Here is a 15,617-nt window from a genome sequence, read left to right as displayed (position 1 = left end):
AGCGCCTCCCCGACATCGTCGGCGAACTCCTGGAGCTCCCGCGCCAACTCCCGCACCTCGTCGGGCTCACCTGGCGTCGGATCGGAATCCATGTCGACGGGCGACCAGTCGGACGGACGTGCCACGGGCTTCCCCTCCCACGGGCGTCGGGGGCACCTACCGAGAAAAGCTACTCAGAGTAATTCGATGGTGTCAATGAGTTGCTCTTCGTGGTCGCCTCGCAAGGGTGCGAATCGGCCAAACTCCGGTATGTCGTGAACAGGTCGGCCCTCCGCGGGGCCGTCCGCGGTCCGCCGCCCCGGAAAACCGGCGGCGCTCGGCCCCGCCACGCGCTACCGTGCGTGCCATGCAGCGTGCCGCGATGACGACGACGCCGGAGTGGGTCCCGGCGCGCTGACCGATGTTCGTCACCGAAGCCCCGGGCCAGTGGCCCGGGGCTTCGGCGCGTGGTCACCCCGCCCGTGGTTCCCGTCCTCCGAGGAGACCACCGTGAGTACCACCCCCGCCGTCAACGACCACCGCAGGCTCGGCCGTGAGCTGGAACTCTTCGACACCGATCCGCTGATCGGCGCCGGGCTGCCCTACTGGCTGCCGGACGGCGCGGCCGTGCGGCACGCCTTGGCCGAGTATCTGCACGCCGTCGAGCGCCGAGCCGGCTACCGGCACGTCGCCTCGCCGGTGCTGGGCAAGCGGGAGCTGTACGAGATCTCGGGCCACTGGGCGCACTACCGGGACGACATGTTCCCGCCGATGGACGTCGGCGACGAGCAGTTGGTGCTGCGGCCGAGCCTCTGCCCCCACCATGCGTTGATCTACCGTTCCCGCTCCCGCAGCTACCGGGAACTTCCCTTGCGTTTCGCGGAGTTGGGCGGGATGTACCGCTCGGAGCGGTCCGGGGTGCTGGGCGGGCTGAGCCGGGTGCGGGCGATCCAGCTCAACGACGCGCATGTGTTCTGCGCGTTGGAGCAGGTGGCCGGCGAGGTGCGCGACGCCCTGGAGCTGATCCGCCGGGCCCACCGGGCGCTGGGCGTCGCCCCGGCCCGCTACCGCCTCTCGCTCCCGGGGCCGGGCGGGAAGTACGTCGACAACCCCGAGCTGTGGCGCCGCTCCACCGCGCTGCTGCGGGAGGCGCTGGACGGGGCGGGGCTGCCGTACGAGGCGGAGGAGGACGAGGCGGCGTTCTACGGGCCCAAGATCGACGTCCAGGTGGTCGACGGCCTGGGGCGGGAGACCAGCCTCTCCACCGTGCAGGTCGACTTCCACCTGCCCGAACGCTTCGACCTGCGCTATGTCGGCGCCGACGGCGCGCGACACCGGCCGGTGATGGTGCATCGCAGCATCGTCGGAAGCGTGGAGCGCGCGGTGGCGCATCTGATCGAGGTGCACGCCGGCGCGTTTCCCGCGTGGCTCGCGCCGGTGCAGTTGGCCATCCTGCCGGTGACCGACGCGGAGCGACCGGCCGCCCAGGCGCTGGCCCGCCGGGTCCTCGACCTCGATCTGCGGGCGTGCGTGACCGACCCGGAGCGCGGCACCCTCGGCGCCCGCGTCCGGGAGGCGCGGCTGGTGCCCTACCAGCTGGTCATCGGCCCCGCGGAGGCGGCAGCAGGGCTGGTCGCCGTCCGTCTCCGCGACGGCCGTCGACTGCCCCCGCTCCCGGCGGAAGAGGTGCTGGAACGGGTGGCCGCGCTGGTGGGGGCGCACTCCACCGCGCTGTGGGAGCCGGCCTCGGACGCCGAGCGGAACGAGCCGGCGTGAGCCGTCAACCGGCGGAGGCCAGAAAACGCTCCGCCAGCCCCCGGGCCCGTCGCCGGACCCGCGCGACGGCCTCGGGGGTGTTGTACGCGGCGAACGGCGGCCACAGCCACACATAGGTCGCCAACTCTTCGGCGACCAGCGCCCGTTCCCAGGTCCTCACGTCCCCGGCGCGGTGCGCCAGATAGCCGTCGAGAAGCGTCCGGGGCACCACGGTGCCGCCCGGGGTGGCCCGGACGCTGAGAAACGCCAGGTCGGATACGGGGCGGCCCACTCCTGCCGTCTGCCAGTCGCAGAAGACGGGGGTGCCGTCGGCGAGCACCAGGTTCTCCGTGTGGCAGTCGCCGTGCCCGAAGACCGGGGCGGGCGCGGCCATCCGGCGGCGGAGGACGTCGACGGCGGCCAGCAGCGCGGGCAGCTCCGGCAGGGCCCGCGCCCAGAAGGTCTCGACGGCCGGCAGATCGGGGTCGGCCAACGCGGCGAGCAGCGGGTCGGGCCGCTGCCAGCCCTCGGCCGGCGGCACCATGGCGTGCAGCGCGGCCAACTCGCGGCCGAGCGTCGCCCAGTGCTCCGGCGTCCAGTCGGCGACGGGGCGCGGCTCGCCGGCGAAGCCGAGAAGCAACGCCACCCCGTCCGCGCCCTCCCACCCGTCGAGCAGCGGCGGCACCCGCACGGGGACGACGGGGGCGAGCTCCCGATAGAAACGCAGCTCACGCCGGGTGTCGACGAGTGTGGCCGCGCCCGCGGCCGCCGACACGACCTTCAGAAAGGCCGGAGCTCCACCGGACGTCCGCACCCGGCCGACCCACGCCCCGGAACGGGACTCCAGCGGGGCGCCCCCGCTCTCGGCCACCACGCCGAAGGCCCGCAGCGTCCGCGCCAGCAACCCCTCCGCCACCCCGCCCGTCCCTCCCGGCGCCGGGGGCGCCGGTCAGCCGTCCGCTGCGGCGGCGGATCCGCCCCCGGTCGCGGACTCGTTCTCGGCCGCGCGGCGGATGGCGGCGTCGCGGGAGCGGACGTACCAGAGGCCGATCAGCCCGAGCCCGGCGCCGGCGGCGCAGGTCCAGAGCCACCAGAGGCGGTCGTGGTCGTCGAACCAGCCGTAGAAGGGAAGCTGGACGACGAAGAGCGCGGCCCAGACGAGGGTGCCGACGAACACCGTGCGCACCGGGTCGCCCTCAAGCGGCTCGGGTGCCTCTCGTTTGCCGTCCGCCAGATCGCCCCAGCGCATCGCGCCAGCCTCCCCTGTCAGTGAACCGTCCGCCGGCTCAGCGTACCCCCGGGGCCTGGGGCACGCGGGAGTGCGCCGGGGCGCGGGCGAAGGCGCGGGGAGGGGTGCGGTTGCTCACTCCGGTGGGTCGCAGGAATGTACAGGGGCCTCCGATCGTCCTATATTTCGTTAGGCAAGCTAATGAGCGAACGGTGGTGTGGATGCCTCACGCGATGGACGGCCCGGAGGACGCCGAGGCGGTCAACACGTTGCGTGTCGGGGTGCTGAGGCTCTCCCGACGGCTGCGCCACCTCTCCGTCGACCGCACGCTCAGCCTCGCCGAGCTGTCCGCCCTCGGCACGCTCGCCCGCTGCGGCGCGATGACCCCGGGGGAGCTGGCCCGCAAGGAGCATGTGCAGCCCCCGTCGATGACCCGCATCCTGTCGTTGTTGCAGGAGCGCGGCCTGGTCGCCCTCCAGCCGCACCCGGAGGACCGCCGGCAGAAGCTGGTGGCCGCCACCGACGCCGCCGAGGAGATGCTCGCCGCCAGCCGGGAGCAGCGGAACGCCTGGCTGGCCGGGCTCGCCGACGAGCTGACCGAGGAGGAGTGGGAGGCGCTGCGCGCCGCCGCTCCCGTGCTCCACAAGCTCGCCCACTTGTAGCGCCCTCGCGCCACCACCCCGAACCCACACCACAGGCACGACCAGCAGGATCAGCACAGCCAGTAGGACCAGCACGACCAGCACGGAAACGTACTAAGGAGAGTCTCCCTTGAGTCCGGGACCCGGAGCAGGCTCCGCACCCGCATCCCTGACCGCAACCGACAAAGTGTCCACCTTCAGCTCCTTCCGGGTGCGCAACTACCGCATCCACTTCTTCGGCAACGCGATATCCAACATCGGCACCTGGATGCAGCGCATCGCCCAGGACTGGCTGGTCCACGAGCTGACCGGCTCCGCCGCCGCCGTCGGCATCACCCTCGCGCTGCAGTTCCTCCCGATGCTGCTCTTCGGCCTCTACGGCGGTGTCCTCGCCGACCGGGTCGACAAGCGCAAGCTGCTCATCGGCACCCAGGCCGCACTCGGTCTCACCGGCCTCACCCTGGCGGCTCTGACCTTCACCGACGTGGTGAACGTCTACCACGTCTACGTCCTGGCCTTTCTCGTCGGCCTGGTGACCGTGGTCGACAACCCGGCCCGCCAGACCTTCGTCTCCGACATGGTCGGCCCGCGCCTGCTGCGCAACGCGGTCTCCCTGAACTCGGCGAACTTCCAGTCGGCCCGGCTGATCGGCCCGGCGGTGGCCGGCGTCATGATCGCCGCCGTGGGCGGCGCGTGGGCGTTCCTCGCGAACGGACTCTCCTTCATCGCTCCGATCATCGGGCTGCTGATGATGCGCACCTCCGAGCTGAACCCCGCGGAGCGGGTGCCCCGCGGGCGGGGCCAGCTGCGGGACGGGCTGCGCTACGTGGGCGGACGGCCCGACCTGCTGTGGATGATCGTGCTGGTCGGCTTCATCGGGACCTTCGGCTACAACTTCGCGATCTGGCTGGTCGCCTTCACCGACCAGGTCTTCGCGTCGGGCCCCGGCACCTTCGGTCTGCTCAACTCGCTGATGGCGGGCGGCTCCGTGGTCGGCGCCCTGCTGGCGGCCCGGCGCGGCAGCAACCGGACGCGGTTCACCGTCGGGGCGGCGGCCGTCTTCTCCTCCCTGCTGGTGGTGGCCTCGGCGGCGCCGAACTTCGTGGTCTTCGCCGTGCTGATGCCGCTGATCGGGCTGGCCGGGATGACCTTCCAGGTGACCGCCAACTCGACCATCCAGATCTCCAGTGACCCGGCGATGCGGGGCCGGGTCATCAGCCTCTTCATGATGGTCTTCGTCGGCGGCACCCCCATCGGCGGGCCCCTGGTCGGCTGGCTGAGCGACGAGTTCGGCGCCCGGGTGGGGCTGATCAGCGGTGGCCTGGTCTGCCTCGCCGCGGCCGTCGGTGTGGCCCTGATCCTGGCCAGGATCGGCGGGCTGCGGCTGCGGATCAGCCTGCGGGCGGGCAGCCGAGGGCTCGCCCTGGTGCCGCGCGACCCGGAAGAGGTGACCGCCCCCGCGGGCGCGGCCATCCGTCCCGTAGCCTGACCGGCCGCCCCGACGACGCGGCACCGGACCGGGCCCGACCCACGGCCCGGGGCGGTGCCGCGCCGTCCACCCCGCCACTCCTCCCACCGAACGGGCCGCCGGCCCTGAGAGAGACGGACCCCGTGCACTCCCCGGAAGCCGCCGAACCCACGCCCGTCCCGGACCCGGTCGAGACGCTGACCGCGCTGGGGCACCGCCCTCTCGCCCTGCTCGGAGCGGGGATGGAGGGCACCGTCCACCGGCTGGCCGACGGGCTGGTCGGCAAGGTCTGGCACAGCGGGCGGGCCGCAGGGGACGCCCGGCGGCTCGCCGCCTTCCACGGCGAAGTCGCCGCCCAGCGGCTGCCGTTCGCCACGCCCGAGCCGGTGGCCGTCCAGGAGCACCGGGGCGTCGTGGTGACCGTGGAGCGCGAACTGACCGGCACGCCGCTGAGCGAGGCCGACTTCCTCGGCCCGGAGGCGGGGCACGCCGCCTTCGTCGAGGTGGTGGCCGCGCTCGGCGCGACCACGGCGGGCCCGGCCGCACGCGCCCTGCCCGCGCCCGGCGAGAGCGAGCCGCTCTGGGCGGGGCACGCGTCCTGGCCCGAGGCGCTGGCGGCCCTCGTCGAGCGCCGCGCGGAGGCCGGCCGTCCCGCGCTCACCCGCGCCCTCCCCGAACTGGACGCCGTGCTCGACGCGGTCCGCTCCCGGCTCCACGACCTGCCGACCCGGGAGGCGCCGGCCGTGGTGCACGGCGACATCTGCCCACCCAACATCCTGGTCGACCGGGACGGCACGGTCGTCGGGCTGCTGGACTGGGGCTTTCTGAGCACGGCCGGGGACAACGCCTTCGACGCCGCCACCGCCGCCGGCTTCTACGACATGTACGGGCCCGAGGCCCGCGCCCACGACGAGGCGCTGCTGGCCGCCATGACCGAACGCCTCGGGCACCCGAGGGAGACGCTGCTCACCTACCGGGCGGCCTACTCGCTGGTCACCGCCACGGCCTACTCCTCGTCCGGCGAGGACGGCCACTTCGCCTGGTGCGTGGAACTCCTCCACCGTCCCGAGGTGCGCCGGCTGCTCGGCCTCGGGCGCTAGGCGATCCGTCCGGCGTCCGGCGGCGCCCCGCCCCGGGCTCCGTCCGCACCCGCCGATCCCGGCGCGCACGCGGCGCGCGAGCCGCCCCGCCCACGCTCGGGCGCGCCCGACGCCCCGGACCCACGCGCCGACCAAACCGTTCCCCGACCGTCCCATCGGAATCCTCCCCCTCGGAAAGCCCTGCTCCCTCACCGCCGCGCACCACCCGCGACAGATTCAGCACACAGAGTAACGAAGCGCGGGGCGGAAAGTAACCCTGAGTGCCGGAAAAACTTCGCGCCGCCCGTGCGCCCCCCGCCCCGACCTAGCATGAGCGGCCATGAGGACCTTCTCCGCACTGCTTCCGCCGACCGACGCGCTCGACCAACTGGCCGATGCCATAGCTCCGTTGAGCGGGCACTCCGTCGACGAGGAGCGGCTGCGGTGGTCGGACCGGGCAAACTGGCACCTCACCCTCGCCTTCTACGGCGAGACCGAGGAGTACCGGCTCCCGGCGCTCGACGAGGGCCTGACGCGGGCGGCACGGGGCGTCGAACCGTTCACGTTGCGGCTGGTCGGCGCGGGCGCGTTCGGGCGGCGTCACCTGTGGGTCGGCGTCGGCGGAGCGTTGGAGCCGCTGCACCGGCTGGCCGCCGCGAGCGCCGTGGCGGGCCGCGCCGCCGGTACCCCGGGCGGGACGCCGCACGACGCCTACCGCCCCCATCTCACGGTCGCCTACGGCCGGGGCTCGGGCCGGGACCTCGACCGACCGCTGGCCGCCCTCGCGGCGTTCGAGGGACGGGAGTGGACGGCCTCCTCGCTGGTGCTGATGGGCGCGGAGGACCGCCCCGGCGAGGGCACCCGCTACCACGTCCGGGAGAGCTGGCGGCTGGGAGCGGCGAACGGACGTGCGTGAGCTCGGCGTACCGTGGGGCTGTGAACGCGAAGACCAGAGCACGCATCGTGAGTGCCGCCCTCGTCCTGATCCTCGCCGTGGTCGCCGTCGCCGCGGCCCTCGGCGGCTGACCCGGGGCGCCCCGGGCAGCCGAGACACCCCCGGTGCGACCCGCCCCGGGAGCGACGCGACCCGCCGCCCCGGGAACGCCGGGACGACGGGCCACGCGGCGAGCTCACCGGGCCGGGAAGCCGTCCGTCACCAGGCGAAGGACTCGGGTGAGGCGCCGGGCCCCGGGAAGATCCGGTCCAGCTCGGTGAGGATCTCCTCGCTCAGCTCCAGCTCCACCGCCCGCAGGGCCGAGTCCAGGTGCTCCCTGGTGCGCGGCCCGACGATCGGGCCGGTCACGCCCGGCCTGGTCAGCAGCCACGCCAGCGCCGCGTCACCCGGCTCGATGCCGTGCTTGGCCAGCAGGTCCTCGTACTCCTGGACCCGCGCGCGGAAGGCGCTGTCCGCCAGCGCCTCGGCCGCGCGCCCGCCGGAGCTGCGCGAGGCGCCGCCCTCCCGCTCCTTGCGGATGGCGCCGCCGAGCAGCCCGCCCTGGAGCGGGGACCACGGGATCACGCCCAGCCCGTAGGTCTCCGCCGACGGGATGACCTCCATCTCGGCGCTGCGCTCGGCCAGGTTGTAGAGGCACTGCTCGCTCACCAGGCCCAGCGAACCGCGCCGCGCCGCCGTCTCGTTGGCGCGCGCGATGTGCCAGCCGGCGAAGTTCGACGAGCCCGCGTACAGGATCTTCCCCTGCTGCACCAGCACGTCGATGGCCTGCCAGATCTCCTCCCACGGCGTGTTCCGGTCCACGTGGTGGAACTGGTACAGGTCGATGTGGTCGGTCTGGAGCCGCCGGAGGCTGGCGTCCACGGCCCGGCGGATGTTGAGCGCCGAGAGCTTGTCGTGGTTGGGCCAGGCGGGCTGCCCGTCGCCCGCCATGTTGCCGTAGACCTTGGTGGCCAGGACGACCTTGTCGCGCCGGTCGCCTCCCTTGGCGAACCAGGTCCCGAGGATCTCCTCGGTGCGCCCCTTGTTCTCGCCCCAGCCGTAGACGTTCGCGGTGTCGAAGAAGTTGACGCCCGCGTCCAGCGCGGCGTCCATGATCGAGTGGCTCGTCGCCTCGTCGGCGAGCGGACCGAAGTTCATCGTCCCCAGAACCAGTCGGCTGACCCTGAGCCCCGTGCGTCCCAGCTGTGTGTACTTCATGGACGCAAGCCAACGCCCTGGAGCGCGCTCGAAGCAAGGGGCCCTGCCGGACGGCGGGCCGGTGACGCCCGGGGCCCAGGACGGTTCACCCCGCCGGGCGCGCGCGGGCGATCAGCGTGTTCAGGTTGTCGCGGGTCGCGGCCAGTTCGCCGATCGCCTCCTCGATCCGGTCCCGGTGCGCGGCCAACGCGTCCACCAGTTCCGAGCACGTCGGCTGCAACAGCTCGTCCTCGTCGACCATGCACGGCAGTGCCTCGGCGATCTGCGCGGTGCTCAGCCCGGCGGCGAGCAGGAGGCGGATCCGGCGGACCGCCGCGACGTCCAGCTCGGTGTACACCCGATAGCCGCTCGGCAGCCGCTCCGGCCGCAGCAGTCCCTGCTCCTCGTAGTAACGCAGCCCGCGCTCGCTGACTCCGGTCCGCCGCGCCAGCTCTCCGATGCGCACGCCCGCCTCCCGGCCGTTGGCTTGACTCTGACGTCAACGTCAAGCTTTACGTTACCCGGCATGACATCCGGTACGACTTCCACGCCCACGCCCACGCCCACCCCCACCCCCGTCACCGTCCTCGGGCTCGGGCCGATGGGCCGCGCCCTGGCCACCGCCTTCGCCGCCGCCGGCCACCCCACCACCGTCTGGAACCGCACTCCCGGCAAGGGGGCCGGCCTCGACGCCACCGTCGCCGCGACCGCCGCCGAGGCGTCGGCGGCCAGTCCGCTGGTCGTCGTCTGCGTGATCAACCACGAGGCCGTCAGGTCGGTGCTCGACCCCGAGGCGCTGCGCGGGCGCACCCTGGTCAACCTCACCGGCGGCTCGCCCCGGCACGCGCGTGAGACGGCCCGCTGGGCCGAGGAGCACGGCGTCGGCTATCTCGACGGCGTGATCATGACGCCGGTCGGCGGCCCGGACGCGGTCGTGCTCTACAGCGGGTCGGCCGAGGTCCACGGGGCGCACGAGGCGACGCTGGCCGCGCTGGGCGGCACACCGACGCACGTCGGCGAGGACCCGGGCCGCGCGGCCGCGTTCAACATGTCGCTGCTCGACTTCTTCTGGACCTCGATGTTCGGCGTGGTCCACGCCTTCCGACTGGCCTCCGCCGAGGGCGTCGCGCCGGGGGAGCTCGGCGGGTACGCCAGGGCGATGAGCGGGCTGCTGCCCGGGATGATCGACGCGGTGGCCGCGCACGTGTCCGCCGGCCACTTCCCCGGCGACGAGTCGTCCCTCGACTCGGCTGCCTCGCTTCTGGACGACGTCCTCGCCACGGTCCGGGCCAACGGCCTGGACGACGCGATGCTCGCCGCCGGACGCGCCGCCGTGCGACGGGCCGTCGACGCCGGCCACGGCGCCGAGGGCTTCACCCGCCTCGCCGCGCCGTAGGCGTTCTCTTTCGGGGACACCGGCGAAAGAGGCCGGAAAAGCGAAAGCCGGCCATCACCTGCGTGACGACCGACCGTGGAACGCGCCCGGCGAACGTCTCGTCCGTCGGGGCGTGTTCCCGCTTGGTTGTGCCTTGTTCGACGCAAACCTGCCAACGGAGGTCAGCAGTGACTCACTTCTTCAGCTTGGTCGCCGCGATGGCGCCGGCGACGAGGGCACCGAGGGCGCCGATCACCACGAGGTAGATGCCGAAGCCGCTCGACACGTCGACCATCTCCAGAATGGCCTTGGCGTCCGCCTCGGAGACCCCGTCATCCTCGGCGGAGGCGAGCAGAACCCGCTCCGGGTCGAAGAGGTTGATCGCACCGAAGATCAGGGTGATCAGCGAGGGGGCCGCGGCGGCGGCGGTGAGCACCGGCTTCTTGGTGGCCATGCCGGCACCGAAGAGAGCGATCGTCGCGATCCCGAGAAGCAGGGTCCACAGGCCGTCGCCGCTGAGGCCGGCTTCGCTCTCGCTCTGACCGTTGGCCTCGATGGACGCCCAGGCCAGGAGCGAGCCGAGCGCCGCCAGCGCGCCGCCGACCAGGCCGGCGATGTGGATCTGCTGCGGAAGGGCCGGAACGGTCGGGACCGCCGGGGGAGGGGTGTAGGGGCCGGGCTGCTGCTGTCCGTATGCACTCATGCCGGCAGACGCTAGGAAGCGGGGCCTCTCCCCGCAACCTGCTTGTCCGATAGGCGGTTTATGCCGCCGTTTTCTTCGCGTAAATGCATCCATCCACCGAAGAATGTTTTCATTCGGAGGCGGCGTTCCGCTTCAACCCGAATGGGTCGCACGCACGTGGAACGACCGGCTGCCCCCTATGGTTCCCCCCTTGTCGGCTCGTTACTCCCTTCAGAAAAAGGCGAGTTGAGCCGTCCGCCCCCCGGCGGTGCCGTAACTTCCGTTATTTCTTACGCAGTTGGGTGGCCGACAGGATGCCGGCGACCAGGACGCACGCGGCGGCGGTGAGGGTCAGGTACAGCCCGGTGCCGGCCGTGAGGTCGATCTGCGAGGTGAACTGCTCCCACTGCTCGTCCGGGACCGACTGGCCCAGCTCGTCCTCGACGTCGGCGCGGGCGAGCCGCTCCAGGTTGAAGAAGTTGAGCAAGCCGATGGCGAGGATGAGCAGCCCCGGTATGGCGGCCGCCGCGTTCAGCACCGGCTTCTTGGCCGCGAGGGCCGCGCCGAACAGGGCGAGGGCGACGACGCCGAGGATCAACGTCCACATGCCGTCGCCCGCGGTGCCCCGCGCGCCCGAGTTGTCCGCGACCAGGTCGCCCTCGGCCGTGACCCAGGCCAGGAACGACCCGACGATCGCGAGGCCGGAGCCGACGAATCCGAGGATGTGCAGCTGACGCCCGAGCGCCGGGCCGGAGTTCGCCGGTGGTGGCGGCGGGCCGGGGGCGTTCCAGGCGGGCGGCTGGTGACCGGCGCCCGGCTGCTGCCCGTAGGGCTGTTGCTGTTGTTGCCCGGGGGGCTGGCCGTAGGCGGGCGGCTGCTGCTGCCCCTGGCCGGGGTAGCCGTACCCGGGCTGTTGCCCCGGCGCCTGCGGCTGTCCGTAGGCCGGAGGCTGCTGGCCGGGCGCCTGAGGCTGCCCCTGGGGCTGGCCGTAGGGCTGCCGCGGCTGCTGGCCGTAACCGGGTTGCTGTGGTGTGGGTGGGCCCGAGGGCTGTCCCTGGCCGGGGTATCCGTAGCCGGGCTGTTGGCCCTGGCCTGGCTGCCCCTGGCCGGGCTGCTGCCCGTAACCGGGCGGTCCGTATCCGCTCATGGACACCGAGACTAGAAAGCAGTCAAGCGTGACGCAATGGTCGGCGTCACCCGGTTCGCCCGGCGCGGCCCCCGGGGGCCCTCCGGAACGGGCGCACTGGCCCCGCGCGCCGCGCTCGGGGGATGGCACTCTTGGAGCCATGCCCACCTGGATCTCGCGCGTGCTGGTCGTTCCCTGCCTGGTGGCGGGGGTGTGGATCGCCGCGCTGCCGGCCACGGCGGCGGGGGAGACGGAACGGGGGCCGGCGCCGGAGGCGTTCACGCTCACCGACGAGCGGCTGACCGAGTCCAGTGGGCTGGCGGCGAGTTCGACTCATCCGGACGTCTACTGGACGCACAACGACAGCGACGACGCCGCGCGGATCTTCGCCGTGGACGGCACCACGGGCGAGACGGTGGCGACCATCGACCTGGCCGGGGTGACGGCGCGGGACGTCGAGGCGATCTCGCTGGGGCCCGACGGCGACCTCTATGTCGCCGACATCGGGGACAACTTCGACGGCGCGTGGGAGGAGGTGTGGATCTACCGGCTGCCCGAGCCGGCGGAGTTGGCCGACGCCACGGTGACGCCGACCGTCCACACCGTCCGGTACGCGGACGGGCCGCGCAACGCCGAGGCGCTGATGGTCCATCCGGAGACGGGAAGGGTCTACATCGCCAGCAAGAACGGGGACGGCGGGGGCGGTCTCTACGCCGGGCCCGAGGAATTGTCAGAGGCGGAGGCTAATGTCTTCGAGCGGGTGGCCGACATCGAGTTGGAGGTGACGGACGGGGCGTTCGCGCCGGACGGCAGCAGGCTGCTGCTGCGGGGCTACTTCGCGGCGCGGATGTACGCCTGGGGCGAGGACGGGCAGCCCCGGCGGTTGGAGCGGCGGGTGCGGGTCCCGCTTCAACGGCAGGGGGAGTCGCTGACCTTCGCGGGCGGCGGACGGTATGTGATGTTCGGTTCGGAGGGTCCCAACAGCCCGGTCGAGCCGGTGGAGTTGGAGGGGGAGCTGCTGCCGGAGAGCGTCGCGGCCGAGGACCGCGCGGGAGAGGAGGGGGAGTCGGGGACCGGTGAGGGGGAGGAGGCCGCCGACGGGAGCGGCGACGCGGAGAAGGACGACGAGGGCGGCATGAGCGCCAACGCGGTCGTCGTGCTGCTGGTGATCGGCGCGGTCGCGGTGCTGGCGTCGCGGCGCCTGCCGACGGGCGGGAAGTAGCTCACCCGCCGGTGCCGGCGCCGGGGGTGTCGTCGTCGACCGGCCCGCAGTCGGGGGGCTGCTCCGGCGCCGGCGGGCCGTCGGGGCGGGACGCCTGGCAGGCGGCGACGAAGGAGGCGATGCCGTCGAGCACCCGTTCCATCCCGAAGTCGAGCATCGACTCCTGCGACATGGAGAAGGCCTCCGCGCTCAGCCTCATCAGGTGCGGGAACGAGTGGCGCGTCATCGCCTCCTCGATCGCGGGTCCCTGCGCCTCCCAGAACTCGTCGTCCGTGATCCCGGTCTCCTCGTGGGCCTGCCGCAGCAGCACATAGTGGCGGGCGGTGCCCGTGACATAGGAGTCGACGGTGACGATGATCTGGATCTTCTCCGGGTCCGTGAGGCTCAGGCCGTCCAGCGTGGCGAGGCTGTACTCCAGGCCCAGCATGGAGTTGGGCCCCAGCACCGGCCGGGACTGGTTGACCTGGAGCAGCCAGGGGTGGTCCAGGTAGAGCCGGTAGGTCTCGCGCCCGATCCGCTCCAGGCGGGCGAGCCAGCTCTCGCCGGCCGTCTCCGCCTCGTCGTGGCTGCTCGGTGCCGAGACGTGGTCGAGCATCAGATACAGCAGCTCGGTCTTGGCGGGCACATAGCGGTACAGCGACATGGTGCCGACGCCCAGCTCGGCGGCGACCCTGCGCATCGAGAGCGCGGTGAGCCCCTCGCGGTCGGCCAGTCGGACGGCGGCGGAGACGATCGCGTCCAGCGACAGTCCGGGCTTCGGGCCGCGGCTGCGCTGGCCGCGCCCCCGCCACAGCAGCTCAAGGCTGCGGCTGATGGCCGCATGGCTCTGCTCGATCTCCGAAGTCATCGCGCACCATCCTAAAACCGCTCGACGAATCGAGTACAACGTACGCTACATTGGGTACGTCGTACTCAGTACGGCGTACCCAGTTATGGCGCTCGGAAGCGAGATCGGTCGTCGGTGTCCCGCAGCGGGCGCGCGGCGGGAGGGGAGAAGGGCATGGGGTCGTCCGACTACTCGGTCGTGGCGGAGGGGCTGCGCAAGCGCTACGGGGACAAGGTCGCCCTCGACGGGCTCGATCTGGCCGTCCGGCGCGGGACGGTGCTGGGCCTGCTCGGGCCCAACGGGGCCGGCAAGACCACCTCGGTGCGGATCCTGTCGACGCTGCTGCGCGCCGACGGGGGACGCGCGGAGGTGGCGGGGGTCGACGTGCGGGCGGAGCCGGCGCGGGTGCGCCGACGGATCGGCCTGACCGGTCAGAACGCCGCGGTGGACGAGATCCTCAGCGCCCGGCAGAACCTCCGGATGTTCGGCCGCCTCTACCACCTGGACCACGCCACCGCGTGGCGGCGGGCGGAGGAGCTGCTGGCGCAGTTCAGCCTGGCGGAGGCGGCCGACAAGCAGGTCAAGGGGTTCAGCGGGGGGATGCGCCGCCGGCTGGACCTGGCGGCCAGCATGATCCTGGCGCCGCAGGTGCTCTTCCTCGACGAGCCGACCACCGGGCTCGACCCGCGCGGGCGCAGCGAGGTGTGGGACGCGGTGCGCTCGTTGGCCGCCGGCGGCACCACGGTGCTGCTGACCACGCACTATCTGGACGAGGCCGACAAGCTGTCGGACCGGATCGCGGTCATCGACCAGGGCCGCAACATCACCGAGGACACCCCCGCCGGCCTCAAGCGCGCCGTCGGCGGCGACCGGCTCGAGGTGGTGCTGACCGACCCGGCCGACCTGGAGCGGACGGTCAAGACCATGGCCCGGGTGACCAAAGGCGTGGGCCCCGAGCGGGACGAGGAGTCGCTGCGGGTGCACACCCCGGTGGCCGACGGCGTGGCCGCGTTGACCGCCGTGGCGCGGGAGCTGGAGGAGCGCGCCGTCTCCGTCGAGGACATCGGGCTGCGGCGTCCCACGCTGGACGAGGTGTTCCTCCGTCTCACCGGCGGCGACGCCTCCCCGGTGCCCGGCCAGCAGGCGAACGACCCGAAGGAACGGCGGCCGGCCGACGCGTCGTCCGCCGCGGAGCCGAGTGAGGAGACCCACGCATGAGCAGCGGCACGGCACCCGAGCGGCCAGCCCCGCCCCTCGCCCTCGACGACACCGGGCAGGAACGCAGGCTCTACTGGGCCGTCACCGACTGTCTGACCATCGTCCGACGCGAGCTGACCCACCTCGCCAAGCAACCCTCCATGGTCGCCTGGCAGTTGGGCTTCCCGATCGTCTCGGTGCTGCTGTTCGTCTATGTCTTCGGCAGCGCCATGGACGTCGGCGAGGGCGCGGACTACAAGTCCTTCGCGATGCCCGGACTCTTCGCGATGACCATGGCGTTTGGCTTCATGAACACCGCGATGGCAGTCGTGATCGAGAAGGAACGGGGAATCACCGACAGGTTCCGTTCCATGCCCATGGCACCCTCGGCCGTGGTCACCGGGCGCGGCGTCTCCGACGTCGTGCAGGCGTCGTTCGACCTGCTGGTGATGGCGATCATCGCGCTGGTCATCGGCTGGCGCTCCGACGGCGGCCTCTGGGCGACGCTGGGCGCGTTCGGGCTGTTGCTGCTGCTGCGCTTCGCGCTGATCTGGATCGGCGTGTTCCTGGGGCTGATCACCCCGAACCAGGAGGCGGCGGGCAACCTCTTCGCCGTGGCCTTCCCCTTCGGGATGATCTCCAGCGTCTTCACGCCCCCCTCGATGATGCCCGACTGGCTGGGCGCCATCGCCATGTGGAACCCGGTCTCCTCCACGGCCAACGCGATCCGCGACCTCTTCGGCAACCCGATGCCCACCGGCGACAGCTGGATCGAGCAGAACGCGCTGCTGATGGCGATCGTCTGGCCGCTGGTCATCACGGCGGTCTTCGTCCCCCTCGCGGTCCGGCGCTACCAGGCGCTGGGTCGTTGAACTGAGGGGAAGAGGTGGCTGGCCATGACATCCGGA

16 protein-coding genes are annotated in these 15,617 nt (G+C 72.6%); 9 read left to right on the top strand and 7 right to left on the bottom strand.

Annotated features, from left to right (window positions below; genetic code table 11):
- Positions 1 to 489: 489 nt before the first annotated feature.
- A complete protein-coding gene (thrS, locus tag CRP51_RS17165) occupies positions 490 to 1,755 on the top strand; it encodes a threonine--tRNA ligase (RefSeq protein WP_097232115.1) in 1,266 nt (421 codons plus the stop codon).
- Between the two features lie 4 nt (positions 1,756 to 1,759).
- Here thrS and CRP51_RS17160 read toward each other — a convergent pair whose 3' ends face one another.
- Positions 1,760 to 2,650, bottom strand: coding sequence for a phosphotransferase (locus CRP51_RS17160; RefSeq protein ID WP_097232092.1), 891 nt, complete (start codon positions 2,648 to 2,650; stop codon positions 1,760 to 1,762).
- A 33-nt stretch (positions 2,651 to 2,683) separates the two neighbouring features.
- The gene (locus tag CRP51_RS17155; protein WP_097232091.1) at positions 2,684 to 2,983 is read right to left on the bottom strand and encodes a DUF2530 domain-containing protein; all 300 of its coding nucleotides are present in this window, start codon (positions 2,981 to 2,983) and stop codon (positions 2,684 to 2,686) included.
- 200 nt (positions 2,984 to 3,183) lie between these two features.
- On the opposite strand from CRP51_RS17155, the gene CRP51_RS17150 reads away from it, so the two are divergent.
- The 4 genes from CRP51_RS17150 (at position 3,184) to thpR (ending at position 7,066) form a co-directional block, all read left to right on the top strand.
- Positions 3,184 to 3,624 (top strand): MarR family winged helix-turn-helix transcriptional regulator, encoded by a 441-nt coding sequence (locus tag CRP51_RS17150; RefSeq protein ID WP_097232114.1) that lies wholly within the window; start codon positions 3,184 to 3,186, stop codon positions 3,622 to 3,624.
- A 109-nt stretch (positions 3,625 to 3,733) separates the two neighbouring features.
- Complete coding sequence (locus CRP51_RS17145) at positions 3,734 to 5,092, top strand: MFS transporter (RefSeq protein ID WP_097232090.1); 1,359 nt, start codon at positions 3,734 to 3,736, stop codon at positions 5,090 to 5,092.
- Between the two features lie 122 nt (positions 5,093 to 5,214).
- The gene (locus CRP51_RS17140; RefSeq protein ID WP_212615933.1) at positions 5,215 to 6,171 is read left to right on the top strand and encodes a phosphotransferase family protein; all 957 of its coding nucleotides are present in this window, start codon (positions 5,215 to 5,217) and stop codon (positions 6,169 to 6,171) included.
- 319 nt (positions 6,172 to 6,490) lie between these two features.
- A complete protein-coding gene (gene thpR / locus CRP51_RS17135) occupies positions 6,491 to 7,066 on the top strand; it encodes an RNA 2',3'-cyclic phosphodiesterase (RefSeq protein WP_097232089.1) in 576 nt (191 codons plus the stop codon).
- 237 nt (positions 7,067 to 7,303) lie between these two features.
- Here thpR and CRP51_RS17130 read toward each other — a convergent pair whose 3' ends face one another.
- Positions 7,304 to 8,302 carry an aldo/keto reductase gene (locus tag CRP51_RS17130; RefSeq protein ID WP_097232088.1) on the bottom strand — a complete coding sequence of 333 codons (999 nt, stop codon included), beginning with the start codon at positions 8,300 to 8,302 and terminating at the stop codon, positions 7,304 to 7,306.
- An 85-nt stretch (positions 8,303 to 8,387) separates the two neighbouring features.
- Entirely contained in the window at positions 8,388 to 8,747 is a 360-nt protein-coding gene (locus CRP51_RS17125; protein ID WP_097232087.1) for a MerR family transcriptional regulator, read from the bottom strand.
- Between the two features lie 60 nt (positions 8,748 to 8,807).
- On the opposite strand from CRP51_RS17125, the gene CRP51_RS17120 reads away from it, so the two are divergent.
- Positions 8,808 to 9,677: an imine reductase family protein gene (locus tag CRP51_RS17120; protein WP_097232086.1), complete on the top strand. Its 870-nt coding sequence runs from the start codon at positions 8,808 to 8,810 to the stop codon at positions 9,675 to 9,677.
- Between the two features lie 172 nt (positions 9,678 to 9,849).
- Here the strand turns inward: CRP51_RS17120 and CRP51_RS17115 are convergent, their stop codons facing one another.
- Positions 9,850 to 10,359 carry a hypothetical protein gene (locus tag CRP51_RS17115; protein ID WP_097232085.1) on the bottom strand — a complete coding sequence of 170 codons (510 nt, stop codon included), beginning with the start codon at positions 10,357 to 10,359 and terminating at the stop codon, positions 9,850 to 9,852.
- Between the two features lie 262 nt (positions 10,360 to 10,621).
- Entirely contained in the window at positions 10,622 to 11,485 is an 864-nt protein-coding gene (locus CRP51_RS29180; protein ID WP_212615932.1) for a hypothetical protein, read from the bottom strand.
- A 139-nt stretch (positions 11,486 to 11,624) separates the two neighbouring features.
- On the opposite strand from CRP51_RS29180, the gene CRP51_RS17105 reads away from it, so the two are divergent.
- Positions 11,625 to 12,686 (top strand): YncE family protein, encoded by a 1,062-nt coding sequence (locus tag CRP51_RS17105; RefSeq protein WP_245880635.1) that lies wholly within the window; start codon positions 11,625 to 11,627, stop codon positions 12,684 to 12,686.
- A gap of 1 nt (position 12,687) precedes the next feature.
- Here CRP51_RS17105 and CRP51_RS17100 read toward each other — a convergent pair whose 3' ends face one another.
- Positions 12,688 to 13,533 carry a TetR/AcrR family transcriptional regulator gene (locus tag CRP51_RS17100; protein ID WP_097232084.1) on the bottom strand — a complete coding sequence of 282 codons (846 nt, stop codon included), beginning with the start codon at positions 13,531 to 13,533 and terminating at the stop codon, positions 12,688 to 12,690.
- Between the two features lie 153 nt (positions 13,534 to 13,686).
- On the opposite strand from CRP51_RS17100, the gene CRP51_RS17095 reads away from it, so the two are divergent.
- Positions 13,687 to 14,730: an ATP-binding cassette domain-containing protein gene (locus tag CRP51_RS17095; protein WP_097232083.1), complete on the top strand. Its 1,044-nt coding sequence runs from the start codon at positions 13,687 to 13,689 to the stop codon at positions 14,728 to 14,730.
- A complete protein-coding gene (locus CRP51_RS17090) occupies positions 14,727 to 15,581 on the top strand; it encodes an ABC transporter permease (protein ID WP_097232082.1) in 855 nt (284 codons plus the stop codon). Before CRP51_RS17095 ends, CRP51_RS17090 begins: the two co-directional genes overlap by 4 nt.
- Positions 15,582 to 15,617 lie beyond the last annotated feature (36 nt).

This window comes from Streptomyces zhaozhouensis, assembly GCF_900230195.1.
In the GTDB taxonomy this organism is placed as follows: Bacteria; Actinomycetota; Actinomycetes; order Streptomycetales; family Streptomycetaceae; genus Streptomyces; species Streptomyces zhaozhouensis.
Note: the sequence above shows the minus strand (reverse complement) of the source record. Positions and strands in the feature narration are given on the sequence as shown.

What these genes read in the sequence shown, in the direction of transcription:
- CRP51_RS17155 (WP_097232091.1), bottom strand. Translation starts at nt 2,983, where the DNA reads ATGCGCTGGGGCGATCTGGCGGACGGCAAACGAGAGGCACCCGAGCCG.
- CRP51_RS17150 (WP_097232114.1), top strand. Translation starts at nt 3,184, where the DNA reads ATGCCTCACGCGATGGACGGCCCGGAGGACGCCGAGGCGGTCAACACG.
- thpR (WP_097232089.1), top strand. Translation starts at nt 6,491, where the DNA reads ATGAGGACCTTCTCCGCACTGCTTCCGCCGACCGACGCGCTCGACCAA.
- CRP51_RS17130 (WP_097232088.1), bottom strand. Translation starts at nt 8,302, where the DNA reads ATGAAGTACACACAGCTGGGACGCACGGGGCTCAGGGTCAGCCGACTG.
- CRP51_RS17120 (WP_097232086.1), top strand. Translation starts at nt 8,808, where the DNA reads ATGACATCCGGTACGACTTCCACGCCCACGCCCACGCCCACCCCCACC.
- CRP51_RS17115 (WP_097232085.1), bottom strand. Translation starts at nt 10,359, where the DNA reads ATGAGTGCATACGGACAGCAGCAGCCCGGCCCCTACACCCCTCCCCCG.
- CRP51_RS29180 (WP_212615932.1), bottom strand. Translation starts at nt 11,485, where the DNA reads ATGAGCGGATACGGACCGCCCGGTTACGGGCAGCAGCCCGGCCAGGGG.
- CRP51_RS17105 (WP_245880635.1), top strand. Translation starts at nt 11,625, where the DNA reads ATGCCCACCTGGATCTCGCGCGTGCTGGTCGTTCCCTGCCTGGTGGCG.
- CRP51_RS17100 (WP_097232084.1), bottom strand. Translation starts at nt 13,533, where the DNA reads ATGACTTCGGAGATCGAGCAGAGCCATGCGGCCATCAGCCGCAGCCTT.
- CRP51_RS17095 (WP_097232083.1), top strand. Translation starts at nt 13,687, where the DNA reads ATGGGGTCGTCCGACTACTCGGTCGTGGCGGAGGGGCTGCGCAAGCGC.
- CRP51_RS17090 (WP_097232082.1), top strand. Translation starts at nt 14,727, where the DNA reads ATGAGCAGCGGCACGGCACCCGAGCGGCCAGCCCCGCCCCTCGCCCTC.